Raw genomic sequence first — 12,328 nt, 5'->3', positions numbered from 1 at the left:
ACCGCACAGCACGAACGCGCATCTCCATCGGATAAGGCTTGGTCATGCAAACTGGCCTCCAACCCAGTGGCCAGCTTGAATCAGACCTCAGGTGATTTGGGAATCCCCTTTCGATTCAATCAGACTGAAAATTGCTCTAGGAATTCCATATGGCAGACGCACTTTCTTGGCATGGCACCACGATCCTGTCCGTCAGGAAGGGAGGAACCGTGGTCGTCGCCGGCGATGGCCAGGTAAGCTTGGGCCAGACCGTCATCAAGGCCAATGCCCGCAAGGTCCGGCCTCTGGGCGCCGGCCAGGTGATCGGCGGTTTCGCCGGTGCGACGGCAGACGCCATGACTTTGTTTGAGCGGCTTGAAACCAAGCTAGAGAAGCACCCCGGCCAACTCACCCGCGCCTGCGTCGAATTGGCGAAGGATTGGCGTACCGACCGGTTTCTGCGGCGGCTTGAAGCCATGATGATCGTCGCCGACAAGTCGGCCACCCTCGTCTTGACCGGAACAGGCGATGTTCTGGAGCCTGAGAACGGCATCGTCGCGATTGGCTCGGGTGGAAACTACGCACTCGCCGCCGCCCGCGCGCTGGCCGACACGAGCCTCGATGCCGAAGCCATCGCCCGCAAAGCCATGGCCATTGCCGCCGAGATCTGCGTCTACACCAACACCAACCTGACGATAGAAACACTGGCCACGGCCTGACCGGATTTCACAACACCATGACCGACTTTTCGCCACGTGAAATCGTCTCGGAACTTGATCGCCACATCGTCGGCCAGACCGAGGCAAAGCGCGCCGTCGCCATCGCCTTGCGCAACCGCTGGCGGCGGAAACAGCTTGAAAGCCCGCTGCGCGATGAGGTGATGCCGAAGAACATCCTGATGATCGGCCCCACCGGCGTCGGCAAGACAGAGATCGCGCGGCGCCTGGCGCGGCTCGCGAATGCCCCGTTCATCAAGGTCGAGGCGACGAAATTCACCGAGGTGGGGTATGTCGGACGCGATGTCGACCAGATCGTGCGCGATCTTCTGGAGGCGGGCATCGCCATGATCAAGTCGGCCCGGCGCAAGGATGTGGAAGCCCAGGCGCAGCTCAACGCCGAACGCCGGGTGATCGAAGTGCTGGTTGGGGCAAATGCCTCCGAAACGACGCGCGAGGCTTTCCGCCGCAAACTTCGGGCGGGTGAACTTGATGACAGGGAAATCGAGATCAACGTCGCAGACACCAGCCCTGGCGCTTTCGAGATTCCCGGCATGCCGGGCGGCTCAGCCAGCGTGATCAATCTCTCCGACATGCTGGGCAAGGCCTTCGGCGGCCGCACCAGGACCCGGCGGATGACGGTGAAGGCCAGCCATGATGTGCTGATGGCCGAGGAATCGGACAAGCTGCTCGACCAGGATCAGATCGTTCAGGAGGCGATTGACGCGGTGGAGAACAACGGCATCGTGTTTCTTGATGAGATCGACAAGATCTGCGCGCGGTCAGAGCGCCAGGGTGCTGATATCAGCCGCGAGGGCGTGCAGCGCGATCTTTTGCCGCTGATCGAGGGCACCACCGTCTCGACCAAGCACGGACCGGTGAAAACCGATCACGTCCTGTTCATCGCCTCCGGCGCCTTCCATCTCGCAAAGCCTTCGGACCTCCTGCCGGAACTCCAGGGCCGCCTGCCGATCCGTGTTGAACTTGCCGCTCTTGGCCGCGACGACCTGCAGCGGATTTTGACCGAACCCGAGGCCAGCCTCATCAAGCAGTACAGGGCTCTTCTGGCAACCGAAGGGGTAGGACTGAATTTCACGGAAGACGGTATCGCGGCGATTGCGCAGATCGCCGCGGAAACCAATGCCAGCGTGGAAAACATCGGGGCGCGGCGGCTGCAGACGGTGATGGAGCGCCTGCTCGACGATGTCAGCTATCTGGCCCCGGACCGCTCTGGCGAGACGGTGGTGATCGACAGCGCTTACGTCGAGAAGCACGTGGGCGAGCTGGCGAAAAACACCGACCTTTCGAAGTTCATCCTTTAGGCTTCTGGCGTCTTTTCGCCAGCACCTGCAAGAGCTCGTCCAGCGCGGCGGCATCAAGCTTGGCAATATCGTCCGCCAACAGATTGGCCAGTTCTGTGGCCTTGGAGTTTAGGCCAGACGTGTCGATCGTGACGCGCGGATGAGAAATGCGCGCCAGCCGCATCACTTCATCGGCGTCATCCCAGATGATGTTGAAGAAAGAGAGAATGCGCTGGATCAGATGCCAGCCGGGACGCCCACGCTTGCCATGTTCGAGCGCGGAGAGATAGGCCGGGGAAACACCGATCGCGTCAGCCATTTCCTTCAGCGTAACGGCGCGTTCGGCGCGCAGCTTCCGCATTCTTTCACCGAAGGGCGTCATAGCTTATCGCGAATGCGCCGTACCCGCACATAGTAAGCACCACCGCCCCCATGTTTCGGATGCGCGTGCTGGAAACCGGCGACGAAATGCCTGAACTCGGGCTCGTGAAACCACTCCGTCACCAGGCGGCGCAGCCGTCCGCCGCGTTCCGGCGCGTGAAAGTGACCGGCCCCATGCAGAGTATGGCGCGAGAACGGCGAGTCGCCCTTTCCGGTGATCACCAAGACGGTTCGCAATCCCTCTTGCTGGGCGCCGCGCAGGAAGCCAAGCAGCCTTACCCTCGCCATTTCGATGCCAGCCCCGTGCAGGTCCAGGCGGCCATTGATTTCAACCTGCCCTCGGGTGAGCCGCTGGGTGGTGCGGCGATCTAGCCCGGTGACTTGGGGCGGCTGCTTGGGGACGTGAAGTTGAACAGGCGGCGTTGACACCGCGGTCACGACTGTTTTCTTCTTTATCGCTGGCGAGAAAGAGCTGGGCGCCTGGCGGCCACTCCGGGTGCGCAAGGGCGCCACGGTCTTTGCGGTCTCAAGCCAGAGGCTGAAATCAGGCGGCTTGCGGCTCATGCCGGAAGACCGAGCTCAGCGGCAACGGCATGCGGCAGCAGCACATGCATCGCGCCCTGGCTTTTCATCGGGCCGGCGATGCGCCCAGCCAGGTCACCAAAACCCCAATAGACGTCTCCCCGGGCCAGACCCTTGATCGCGCTGCCCGTATCCTGTGCCACAAGAAGTTGCCGGAACCTCTGCATGGAGCCCTCATCGCCCGCCGGAACCATACTGTCCAGCCATACCGGCGTGCCAAGCATCCAACAGGACCGGTCGATGGCAAGGCTGCGCCGCGGAGTAAGCTGCACCTGCTGCGCGCCCAGGGCGCCGAGGTCAGGGTCAGCAAGTTGGGCTTCGCGAAAGAAGATAAACGACTGGTTCTCCCACATCAGCTTACGGGCTTGCGATGGATGTGCCGTCATCCATCGCTTTATCGTCTGCATTGAAAGTTCCTCCCGCCGCAGAGCGCCGCGTGCCACGAGAACACCGCCGATCGCAGTATAAGGCAATCCCGATTTCGCCGCAAAGCTGAGGCGGAGGCAGCTGCCGTCTCTCAACCTGAGGCGGCCTGATCCCTGAATATGAATGAAAAATGCGTCCGCCCAGTCCCTGAGCCACGCGATCTCCAGTCCCTGGCCGGCCAGCGCCCCTTGTTCAATGTCTTGACGCGTGAAATAGGGAATCGCTTTTCCCGCGACCCACCGCCCATAAGCCAGGCCCGAGCGCTCGCGCACTTCAGCCGGGAAGGCGACGAGATCAGCGGGCCGGCGGTAGATGGGGACGGCAAACTCCGCGCTGGGCGACAAACTGCCTTCGGCTTCCGGCTCAAAGTACCCCGTGAACAATCCTCCCGGGCACTCCCGGTCATGCACGCTAAAGACCGCGAACAGGGTCTCGAAAAACTTCCGCGCATTCTGGGCACGGAGACCGGCGCGGGCCACCTCCTGCCAGGCAGAGAGACTGCCGCCAAACCGCGCCGTTCGCAGGTCAGAAGCAGTCTGATCAAGAATCGCGCGGCACGATCTTTGGAACACGGCCAAGGCCGCCATATGATCCTGCGCTGCCCAGCCATCCAGACCGGTGAAGGCGGCACCGCGCAGTTCGGCATCCATGGCTGCTCTTGCCGGTCAGTCCGGCGCTTGTGTCGACACCAGTTTCCAGTTTGGATTTCGCGACGTTATGTCGCGCTCAAAGGTCCAGACATCGGTGACTTCCCGAATCTGCTTCGGGTCGCCGTCAATAACCTTGTCGCTTCTATCGTAGGTTGCCGAGATGAGCTCACTGACGAATTCCACGGTAACCGCGGCTTTTGATCCCATCAGCGTGGCAGCGTGGAGGGTGGCTTTATCTATGCCAACGAACCGGGACTCGACCCTCTGACCTTGTGCTTCGCGTGCATCGATAGCTTGGGCAAACCCATCAAGAACCTCCTTCGAGAGCAGGTTCTTGAGGCTTGCCTTATCGCCTTTCGCAAAACCGTCAATGATCATCTCATAGGCAACTTTTGCGCCTTCAAGGAAGGAACGGGGCGAGAAGGACGGATCATTCTCCGCCACCTGCTCCAGCCCGAGCGCCAGCGGCGAGCCCGCTTCGGCATAGCCCTGCCAAACCGGAGGAGCAGGCTCCTGGTCACTGTCGGCGCCGGAGGCCGGTGCGCCCTGGGGAAGCCGCACCACATTATCCCGGCCATCTTGCCTTACCGGAGATTCCGTCCGCTTCGCGCCAAACGGGTCAAACGGCGGTTTTTCGGTTCCGGTTCTTGTGCCCAAAACCGACCGGAGCCGCCAGAACACCACAAGGGCAACGGCCAGAAGAAGGATATTCAGGGGATCGAAATTCATTCCATCAACCAGATTGCCATGTTTGCAAGCTATCGCAGCAGCCGTCGTGCCACAAAAGCTTCAGTGAACATATATAGATCGTATCTGCCATGTCCAAGGCCCAAAACCACTGAAAATCGCTGCAAGGCTGCGGCGAACTTCGCCACAGACGCCAATTTGCCAGTTTCCGCCAGCAGCCTTGCGGCTCTCAATTGCTCATGTTAGCGAAGACCCAAAATCATGAAAGGCTCACCATGTCCAAATCGTCCCCATCCGACACTGCCCCGGAAGGCCTCGGGAACGGATCTGGCAAGCCCGCTTCACCCGAGCCGGCCGGGGCACCGCAGGGAGCGCCCTCCATGCGCATTCTCGGCCAATACCTTAAGGATCTGAGCTTCGAGAATCCGCACGCGCCGCATTCGCTTGGCCAGCAGCAGCCGCAGCCTGACGTAGCCATCTCGGTCAATGTCAATGCCCGTAACGTCGGCGGCAATGATTTCGACGTTGAACTGCAGATCGCCGCCAAGGCCATGGCGCAGGAGAAGGTGACCTTCATGGCTGAACTGGTCTATGGGGGCACCTTCCGGCTCGAAAACTTCCCGCAACAGATGCTGCACCCCGCTGTGTTAATCGAATGCCCGCGCATGCTGTTCCCGTTTGCGCGCCAGATTCTCGCGGAAGCCACCCGAAACGGCGGTTTCCCGCCGCTGATGCTCGATCCCATCGATTTCGCGTCAATGTATCAGCGCCGTATGCAGCAGCAAACTGTGGGCCAGGCTTAACTGTCGTTAGCCTTCAGCCGCCATAGCGCTTGATCTCCAAGACCAGCGACAAAGGCTTGATGCGCGGTTCTTTCATTCTCGGTGAGACGGGGCTTCAACGGTCTTGGCCTCTGGAGAGCGGCCTGCCTTGTCACCATGCCCGTAGCTTGCCGGGTTACAGTGGCTTCCAGGATGAGCGCCGTTTGACGGCCGCCGATCAACTCCAGATAGACCTCGGCGAGGAGTTCTGAATCGAGCAGCGCGCCATGCTTGGTGCGCTTGCTGTTGTCGACGCCGTAGCGGCGGCAAAGAGCATCCAGGCTGTTTGCCGCGCCGGGATGTTTTTGCCGGGCAATGTGCAGGGTATCAATCACCCGCTCCGGCGCGATGGCGGGCCGGCTCAGGAAGCCAAGCTCGGCGTTCAGAAATCCGATATCGAAACTGGCATTGTGGATGACCAGCGTGGCATCACCGATAAATGCGAGAAACTCATCGACAATCGCCGAAAACACCGGCTTGTCCTTGAGAAACGCCGTCGACAGTCCATGAACTGCCTCGGCTTCCTTCCGCATCTCCCGTTCAGGATTGATATAGACATGAAAGGTGCGTCCGGTCGGCAAGTGATTGGCCAACTCGAGCGCGCCAATCTCGACAATGCGGTCTCCTGCAGCGGGATCAAGGCCAGTTGTTTCGGTGTCGAGTATGATTTCCCGGATCATGCGGCTATTCCTGGGTTCTTTTCTTCAGCTCGGCAATCACCCGGTCGACCGCCGCTGCCGTTTCTTCAAGACTAACCGACGTATCAATCACATAATGGGCGCGCGCGCGCTTTTCTTCATCGGCAACCTGCCGGCCCAGGATGAATTCGAGCTTGTCGGCCGTCATTCCCGGCCTTGCCAAAGCCCGCTGCCTTTGAACGTCCGGCGCCGCGGAAACCACCACCACCACATCGACGTCGCCGTCCCGTCTGGTTTCGAACAGCAGCGGAACATCAAGAACGGCCATGCTTGCGCCAGATTGCCTGGCCTTTTCAAGAAAATGCTGCTGTTCCGACCTGACGAAAGGATGCACGGCAGCCTCGATCTTCTTGAGCAGGCCCGGTTCAGCCCGGATCAGCGTAGCCAGCCTTTCACGGCTGACACCTCCGTCTTCAATTGCCGATGGCGCCAGACGCCGGATCGACTCCACAGCGCGACCACCCTTGGCGTAAAGCGCATGCACTGCGGCATCGCTGTCAAAGACTGGAATACCCCGCGAAGCGAATATCTTTGCGGTTTCGCTTTTTCCCATGGCAATCGATCCTGTAAGGCCGATGACAATCATCGGCGATAGTCCGGATCAATATCGCGCGCGATAAGATCATAGAGCTCGCCAGTCACCTCCGGCGTCACGCCGAACCACAGTGAGAAGCCCCGAACTGCCTGATGAAGCAGCATGCCAAGGCCTTCAACGATCGGATTGCCTCGCTCCACCGCCTGCGCAAGAAGTGGGGTCTGCAACGGCGTGTAAACAATATCCGCGACCACGGCATCGATGTCTAGCCGCGACAGATCCAGATCGAGCGGGGCTTGGCCTTTCATGCCGAGCGATGTTGTGTTCACCAAGAGGCGAGACTCCGCTAGATGGTCGGCTGCAGCGTTCCAGGCGACGGGCTTAATGCGCTGGCCAAACCGGGTTCGCAACTCCCGAGCCTTCTCCTCGGTCCGATTGGCAATAGCAACCTCCGCTACGCCCTGATCAAGAAGAGCACTGACGACCGCAAGCGCCGCACCGCCTGCACCCAGCACGACAACCCGCGCATTGTTCAAATCAATACCCGGCAATGACTGATGCAGGCTTCCAACAAAACCTTCGCCATCGGTGTTCGTGCCATAGGTCTTTCCGGCTCTGCGGAAGACAGTATTAACGGCGCCCAGACGTGCCGTGGTTTCGTCAGCCGGGACAATCAGCTGAAACACCTTCTCCTTATGCGGAAGCGTCACGTTGCAACCCGAATATCCGGCATCTTCCAAATCGGAAATGAAAGCGTTCAGTGCTGCCGGTTCCACGGGCTGGCGTGTATAGCTTCCATCAATCCCGTGCTTCTTCAGCCAATAACCATGGATCAGCGGAGACCGGGAATGACTGATCGGCCAGCCTATCACGCAGGCCTTGATCATGATGGAAGTTCCCCCTTCTCGCGCAGATGCTGAAGCAACGCAAGCAGCGGCAGGCCCAGGATGGTGAAATGATCTCCTTCCACCTTTTCGAACAACTGGAGCCCGAGGCCTTCGATCTTGTAGCCCCCGACGGTGGAAGTGCAGCCGGCGCCAATTGCGGCGACGTAGTTGTCCAGGAATTCTTCGCTGAAATGCCGCATCGTAAGCTGGGCATCATCTACATGCGACCACAGCGAATGTCCCGCGTACGCGCTAACCACCGCGGATATCAGCATATGCGGGTTTCCGCGCAGAGCCATGAGTTGCTGGCGGCATTGCACTTGATCCCGCGGCTTGGAAAACACGCTGTCCCCACAGGCCAGAACCTGATCCGCGCCGATCACCAGTATTTCAGGAAACCGCCGGGAGACGTCTTCGGCTTTCGCCCTGGCAAGCTGCAACGCTATCTCCCTGGGCCGCCACTCCGGATGGCAGCTTGCCAAAGCCCGCTCATCGACATTGGGGCTTTCTGCTGTGAACGAAACCCCCGCATTCCTGAGGAGTGTCTGCCGCGCCACACTCGTTGATGCCAGAATGATCATGTTGACGGATCGATCCGCTTGCTCTCGGCCAGCATGTTAAGAATCGCGGCCGCGGTCTCTTCCACGGAACGCCGCGTGACATCGATTAGCGGCCAGTCATGGTGAGAGCAAAGAGTCTTCATGAAGACAAGCTCATCGGTGATCAATCGTGGGTCGACATAGTCCGTGGCGCGGCTTTCCTTCAAGGATAGGAGCCGATGGCGCCTGATCTGTGCGATCCGCTCGGCGCTTGCAAACAGACCGACGATCAGTGGTCCTTGAAGACCAGTCAGTTGTTGCGGCACGGGGACTTTGGGCACAATTGGCACATTTGCTGTTTTCACACCGCGCTGGGCGAGATAGATGGATGTGGGAGTTTTCGAGGTGCGGCTGACGCCCAGAATGACCACATCCGATTTCTCCAGATCTTCCAAGCCCTGTCCGTCATCATGCGCCATCGTGAAATTCAGGGCTTCGATGCGGCGGAAATAGTCTGAATTAAGCGCATGTTGTCCGGCCACCTGCGGCCGTGAAGAGGCATTGAGATATTGCGACAGCGCCGCGATGATCGGATCGAGGATCGAGAGGCAGGGAACGCCAATCGCCTCACACCGGCGCTCGATCAGACTGCGCATCTCCGAATTGACCAGCGTGAAGAGAACGATCCCAGGTTTGTCCTCGATCTCATCCAGGGCACGGTTGAGTTGCGAGGCCGTTCGCACGAGCGCATAGATATGAGCGATCGGCCGGAAGTCAGCGTATTGTGCCGCGGCTGCCTTGGCGACCGTGGTGAGGGTCTCGCCCGTGGCGTCTGACACCAGGTGAAGGTGGAAGAATCTCTGTGGACTGGATTGAGGCATCACTGTTGATGAATTGTGGCTATCTTGGAATTCCAAGATGTTGAAGTGCATCCTGCTCGATTCCCTCCGGTGATCATCCACAGCCGGATTGTCACGGATAGATTATTGCGACCTTGTGGAAGAGACCCCGGTTTGATAGCTGATAACTCTCTTAAAACTCAATGCCTCTAACCCATTAACGATCTGTTCACACGTCCTAATTTTTGGTTAATGGATGATTTTGCATGTTCCGTTACAGGATGTGCTTGACCTGTGGGCGATCATTGGATTGGGTTGTATCCCGGTTCCCGCACTACAAACAAAAGACTCAAGAAGAATCATAAGGATTGTTATGAGGAAGGATATTCCGGATACGGGAAGTGCATTTCTCGATGTGCTGGCTGGCCGTCAGGCGAACCGGCGGCCGATCTGGTTCATGCGCCAGGCAGGACGCTATCTGCCAGAATACCGCGCGGTGCGGGAGAAAGCGGGGTCGTTCTTGGATCTCTGTTATCACCCGGAACTGGCGTCGGAGGTGACCCTGCAGCCTTTGCGGCGCTATGATCTGGATGCCGCTATCTTGTTTGCTGATATTCTTGTGGTTCCTCATGCTATGGGCCTCCCACTGCGCTTCGAGGAAGGCGAAGGACCGGTACTGGGTACGGTCCGGAGTATGGAGGATCTGGCCGCGCTTAAGCCCCTGGCGGGAAGCCAGGAGGTGAGACAGGTGTGCCGAACCGTAACCCTGACCCGTGCGCAGCTTGCAGCCGATAAGGCATTGATTGGTTTTTGTGGCGCACCGTGGACTGTCGCCAGTTACATGGTGGCAGGCGGGGGTTCAGACAGGTTAATGGCGCGGGTGGCGGCCTATCGCAGGGAACCGTGGTTTTGTGCGCTGATAGACCGGTTGGTGCAGGAGTCGATAGACTATCTGGGCGCTCAGATTGAGGCCGGTGCTGGGGCGGTTCAAATTTTCGATTCGTGGGCGGGCGATCTAGTGGGTAGTGAGGTTGACACCTTCGTGCTTCGGCCAGTTGGGCAGATCGTGTCGGCTATTTCAAAGCGTTACCCAACGACGGGGATCATCGTGTTCGCCCGGGGGATCGGAACGCGTCAGAAACAGGCGGCGGCGCTGCCGGGGGCTGATGCCGTGGGGATTGAAACGGAGCTGGACCTGTCAGAAATGCCCGCGGACGTGGTCGTTCAAGGTAACCTTGATCCAGTAGCTCTGCTGGCTGGGGCGGAGATCGCAGCCCGTGAGGCGAGCCGCGTGTGCGCGAGCGTCGCTCGACAGCGTCACATCTTCAATCTCGGTCACGGTATCCGGCTTGGAACTGATCCTGTCGTGGTGGGCGCCGTGGTTGATGCGGTGAGGCGGCTTGATGACCGATAGCTATCTCTGGATCAAGGTCCTTCACGTCCTGGCGGTTATCTCATGGATGGCGGGACTGTTCTACTTGCCGCGCCTTTACGTTTACCACGCAGAGAACCCGGATAAGCAGGAAATCGATAGTGTTTTCAAAGTTATGGAGCGGCGGCTTCTCAAAGCGATCATGCGGCCAGCGGCAGTTGTGGCCCTGGCAACGGGTGTCATCTTGATCCCGTTGGGCGGCTGGGATTCGCCAATGCCGTCCTGGCTCGCGTGGAAGTTGATGCTTGTGCTGGCGATGTCGTTTTTTCATGGCATGCTGGAAATTCATGCAGTGCGGTTTCGTGAGGGTCGTGAGACGAGGTCGGGCCGCTATTTCCGGGTGGTCAACGAGGTTCCGACGGTCCTGTTGATCGGAATCGTCATTCTGGTGGTCGTGAAGCCATTTTGAACTTGCTCTTGGCTGTTGTTGGCCGAGCAGCTATATATATACAGACGCCGGGCAGTATCAGGGCCCGTTCCCGCCAGACAGTTTCCGCACCAATGCCGGAAACCCTTCTCATGAATGGAAAATGACCGCTATCTCTGAGCTGAAAGAAATCAAGCTTCAGGACCTCAAAGTAAAGACGCCAGCCGAATTGGTGTCGTTGGCCGAGGAACTGGAAGTCGAGAACGCCAGCGCATTGCGGAAGCAGGAGCTGCTGTTCGCTATCCTCAAGAACCTTGCCAACCGCGACGTGGAGATCATCGGCGAAGGTGTGGTGGAGGTGTTGCAGGACGGCTTCGGCTTCCTGCGGTCCCCTGATGCAAATTACCTGGCCGGGCCCGACGACATCTACATCGGCCCCAGCCAGATCCGAAAGTTCACCCTTCGCACTGGCGATACGGTGGAGGGCCAGATTCGCAGCCCCAAGGATGGGGAGCGGTATTTTGCCCTGGTGAAGGTCAATCTGATTAATTTTGAGGACCCTGAGAAGACGCGCCACAAGGTTCACTTCGATAATCTGACGCCGCTTTATCCGGATGAGCGGCTGGAAATGGAAACTGGCGATCCGACCAGGAAAGACTATTCGTCCCGGGTTATCGATATCGTGTCGCCACTGGGCAAGGGACAGCGCGGCCTGATCGTGGCTCCGCCGCGGACCGGCAAGACGGTGCTTCTGCAGAATATCGCCCATTCGATCACCGCAAACCATCCCGAGTGCTACCTGATCGTGCTGCTTATCGATGAGCGGCCGGAAGAGGTGACGGATATGCAGAGGTCGGTGAAGGGCGAAGTCATCAGTTCGACCTTCGATGAGCCGGCCTCGCGGCATGTGCAGGTTGCCGAGATGGTGATCGAGAAGGCCAAGCGGCTGGTCGAGCATGGCCGTGATGTGGTCATCCTGCTCGATTCCATCACCCGGCTCGGCAGGGCTTATAACACCGTGGTACCGTCGTCAGGCAAAGTGCTGACGGGTGGTGTCGATGCCAATGCCTTGCAACGGCCAAAGCGTTTCTTTGGTGCTGCCCGCAACATTGAGGAAGGGGGGTCGTTGACGATCATCGCGACAGCTCTGATCGACACTGGCAGCCGCATGGACGAGGTTATATTCGAAGAGTTCAAGGGCACCGGCAATTCCGAAATCATTCTGGACCGCAAGGTGGCCGACAAGAGGGTCTTCCCGGCGATCGATATCCTGCGCTCCGGCACCCGTAAGGAAGAACTGCTGGTCAAGTCGGATGTGCTCAAGAAGACCTATGTGTTGCGGCGCATCCTGAACCCGATGGGCACTGTCGACGCGATCGAGTTTCTGCTGGATAAGTTGCGCCAGACCAAGACCAACGGCGATTTCTTCGATTCGATGAACGCTTAGCGGGCCAGCTCGCGGCATCCTGTCGGTTCGATTCGATTACG

15 protein-coding genes are annotated in these 12,328 nt (G+C 59.0%); 6 read left to right on the top strand and 9 right to left on the bottom strand.

Going from position 1 to position 12,328, the window contains the following annotated elements; genetic code table 11:
* The first annotated feature begins 149 nt into the window (after positions 1 to 149).
* Both hslV and hslU read left to right on the top strand, forming a co-directional pair.
* A complete protein-coding gene (gene hslV / locus ACKOED_RS13495; protein ID WP_408917116.1) occupies positions 150 to 698 on the top strand; it encodes an ATP-dependent protease subunit HslV in 549 nt (182 codons plus the stop codon).
* A gap of 17 nt (positions 699 to 715) precedes the next feature.
* Positions 716 to 2,017, top strand: a complete 1,302-nt coding sequence (hslU, locus tag ACKOED_RS13490; RefSeq protein WP_408917115.1) for an ATP-dependent protease ATPase subunit HslU — start codon at positions 716 to 718, stop codon at positions 2,015 to 2,017.
* On the opposite strand, the gene ACKOED_RS13485 is transcribed toward hslU, so the two are convergent.
* Genes ACKOED_RS13485 through ACKOED_RS13470 form a run of 4 tightly spaced genes read right to left on the bottom strand, consistent with a single transcriptional unit; the run spans position 2,007 to position 4,764 of the window.
* Positions 2,007 to 2,378 (bottom strand): helix-turn-helix domain-containing protein, encoded by a 372-nt coding sequence (locus tag ACKOED_RS13485; protein WP_408917114.1) that lies wholly within the window; start codon positions 2,376 to 2,378, stop codon positions 2,007 to 2,009. The two genes, hslU and ACKOED_RS13485, sit on opposite strands and share 11 nt — an antisense overlap.
* Positions 2,375 to 2,941 carry a Smr/MutS family protein gene (locus tag ACKOED_RS13480; protein WP_408917113.1) on the bottom strand — a complete coding sequence of 189 codons (567 nt, stop codon included), beginning with the start codon at positions 2,939 to 2,941 and terminating at the stop codon, positions 2,375 to 2,377. The genes ACKOED_RS13485 and ACKOED_RS13480 overlap by 4 nt, the downstream gene beginning before the upstream one ends.
* On the bottom strand, positions 2,938 to 4,035 hold the full coding sequence (locus ACKOED_RS13475; protein WP_408917112.1) for a murein transglycosylase A: 1,098 nt from the start codon (positions 4,033 to 4,035) through the stop codon (positions 2,938 to 2,940). The genes ACKOED_RS13480 and ACKOED_RS13475 overlap by 4 nt, the downstream gene beginning before the upstream one ends.
* Positions 4,036 to 4,050: 15 nt before the next feature.
* Positions 4,051 to 4,764 (bottom strand): Tim44/TimA family putative adaptor protein, encoded by a 714-nt coding sequence (locus tag ACKOED_RS13470; protein ID WP_408917111.1) that lies wholly within the window; start codon positions 4,762 to 4,764, stop codon positions 4,051 to 4,053.
* A gap of 233 nt (positions 4,765 to 4,997) precedes the next feature.
* Here ACKOED_RS13470 and secB point away from each other — a divergent pair, with 233 nt between their 5' ends.
* Positions 4,998 to 5,525 (top strand): protein-export chaperone SecB, encoded by a 528-nt coding sequence (gene secB, locus ACKOED_RS13465; RefSeq protein ID WP_408917110.1) that lies wholly within the window; start codon positions 4,998 to 5,000, stop codon positions 5,523 to 5,525.
* Here secB and dnaQ read toward each other — a convergent pair.
* From dnaQ to ACKOED_RS13440, 5 genes are read right to left on the bottom strand one after another with little or no spacing between them, the layout of a single operon-like run.
* Complete coding sequence (gene dnaQ / locus ACKOED_RS13460; protein ID WP_408917121.1) at positions 5,522 to 6,220, bottom strand: DNA polymerase III subunit epsilon; 699 nt, start codon at positions 6,218 to 6,220, stop codon at positions 5,522 to 5,524. The genes secB and dnaQ overlap by 4 nt on opposite strands.
* A 7-nt stretch (positions 6,221 to 6,227) precedes the next feature.
* Complete coding sequence (gene coaE, locus ACKOED_RS13455) at positions 6,228 to 6,827, bottom strand: dephospho-CoA kinase (RefSeq protein WP_408917109.1); 600 nt, start codon at positions 6,825 to 6,827, stop codon at positions 6,228 to 6,230.
* Positions 6,824 to 7,663, bottom strand: a complete 840-nt coding sequence (locus ACKOED_RS13450) for a shikimate dehydrogenase (protein ID WP_408917107.1) — start codon at positions 7,661 to 7,663, stop codon at positions 6,824 to 6,826. Before ACKOED_RS13450 ends, coaE begins: the two co-directional genes overlap by 4 nt.
* On the bottom strand, positions 7,660 to 8,244 hold the full coding sequence (locus ACKOED_RS13445; protein WP_408917106.1) for a Maf family nucleotide pyrophosphatase: 585 nt from the start codon (positions 8,242 to 8,244) through the stop codon (positions 7,660 to 7,662). Before ACKOED_RS13445 ends, ACKOED_RS13450 begins: the two co-directional genes overlap by 4 nt.
* Positions 8,241 to 9,083, bottom strand: a complete 843-nt coding sequence (locus ACKOED_RS13440) for a pyruvate, water dikinase regulatory protein (RefSeq protein ID WP_408917120.1) — start codon at positions 9,081 to 9,083, stop codon at positions 8,241 to 8,243. The genes ACKOED_RS13445 and ACKOED_RS13440 overlap by 4 nt, the downstream gene beginning before the upstream one ends.
* Before the next feature lie 214 nt (positions 9,084 to 9,297).
* Between ACKOED_RS13440 and hemE the strand changes: the two genes are divergently transcribed.
* The 3 genes from hemE (at position 9,298) to rho (ending at position 12,287) form a co-directional block, all read left to right on the top strand.
* The gene (gene hemE / locus ACKOED_RS13435; RefSeq protein WP_408917105.1) at positions 9,298 to 10,455 is read left to right on the top strand and encodes a uroporphyrinogen decarboxylase; all 1,158 of its coding nucleotides are present in this window, start codon (positions 9,298 to 9,300) and stop codon (positions 10,453 to 10,455) included.
* Complete coding sequence (gene hemJ, locus ACKOED_RS13430; RefSeq protein ID WP_408917104.1) at positions 10,445 to 10,882, top strand: protoporphyrinogen oxidase HemJ; 438 nt, start codon at positions 10,445 to 10,447, stop codon at positions 10,880 to 10,882. Before hemE ends, hemJ begins: the two co-directional genes overlap by 11 nt.
* Positions 10,883 to 11,021: 139 nt before the next feature.
* A complete protein-coding gene (gene rho, locus ACKOED_RS13425) occupies positions 11,022 to 12,287 on the top strand; it encodes a transcription termination factor Rho (protein ID WP_408917119.1) in 1,266 nt (421 codons plus the stop codon).
* Positions 12,288 to 12,328: the final 41 nt, after the last annotated feature.

The sequence above is a fragment of the Aestuariivirga sp. genome (assembly GCF_046093005.1).
Classification (GTDB): Bacteria; Pseudomonadota; Alphaproteobacteria; order Rhizobiales; family Aestuariivirgaceae; genus Aestuariivirga.
This window is presented reverse-complemented; position numbering and strand designations above follow the sequence as displayed.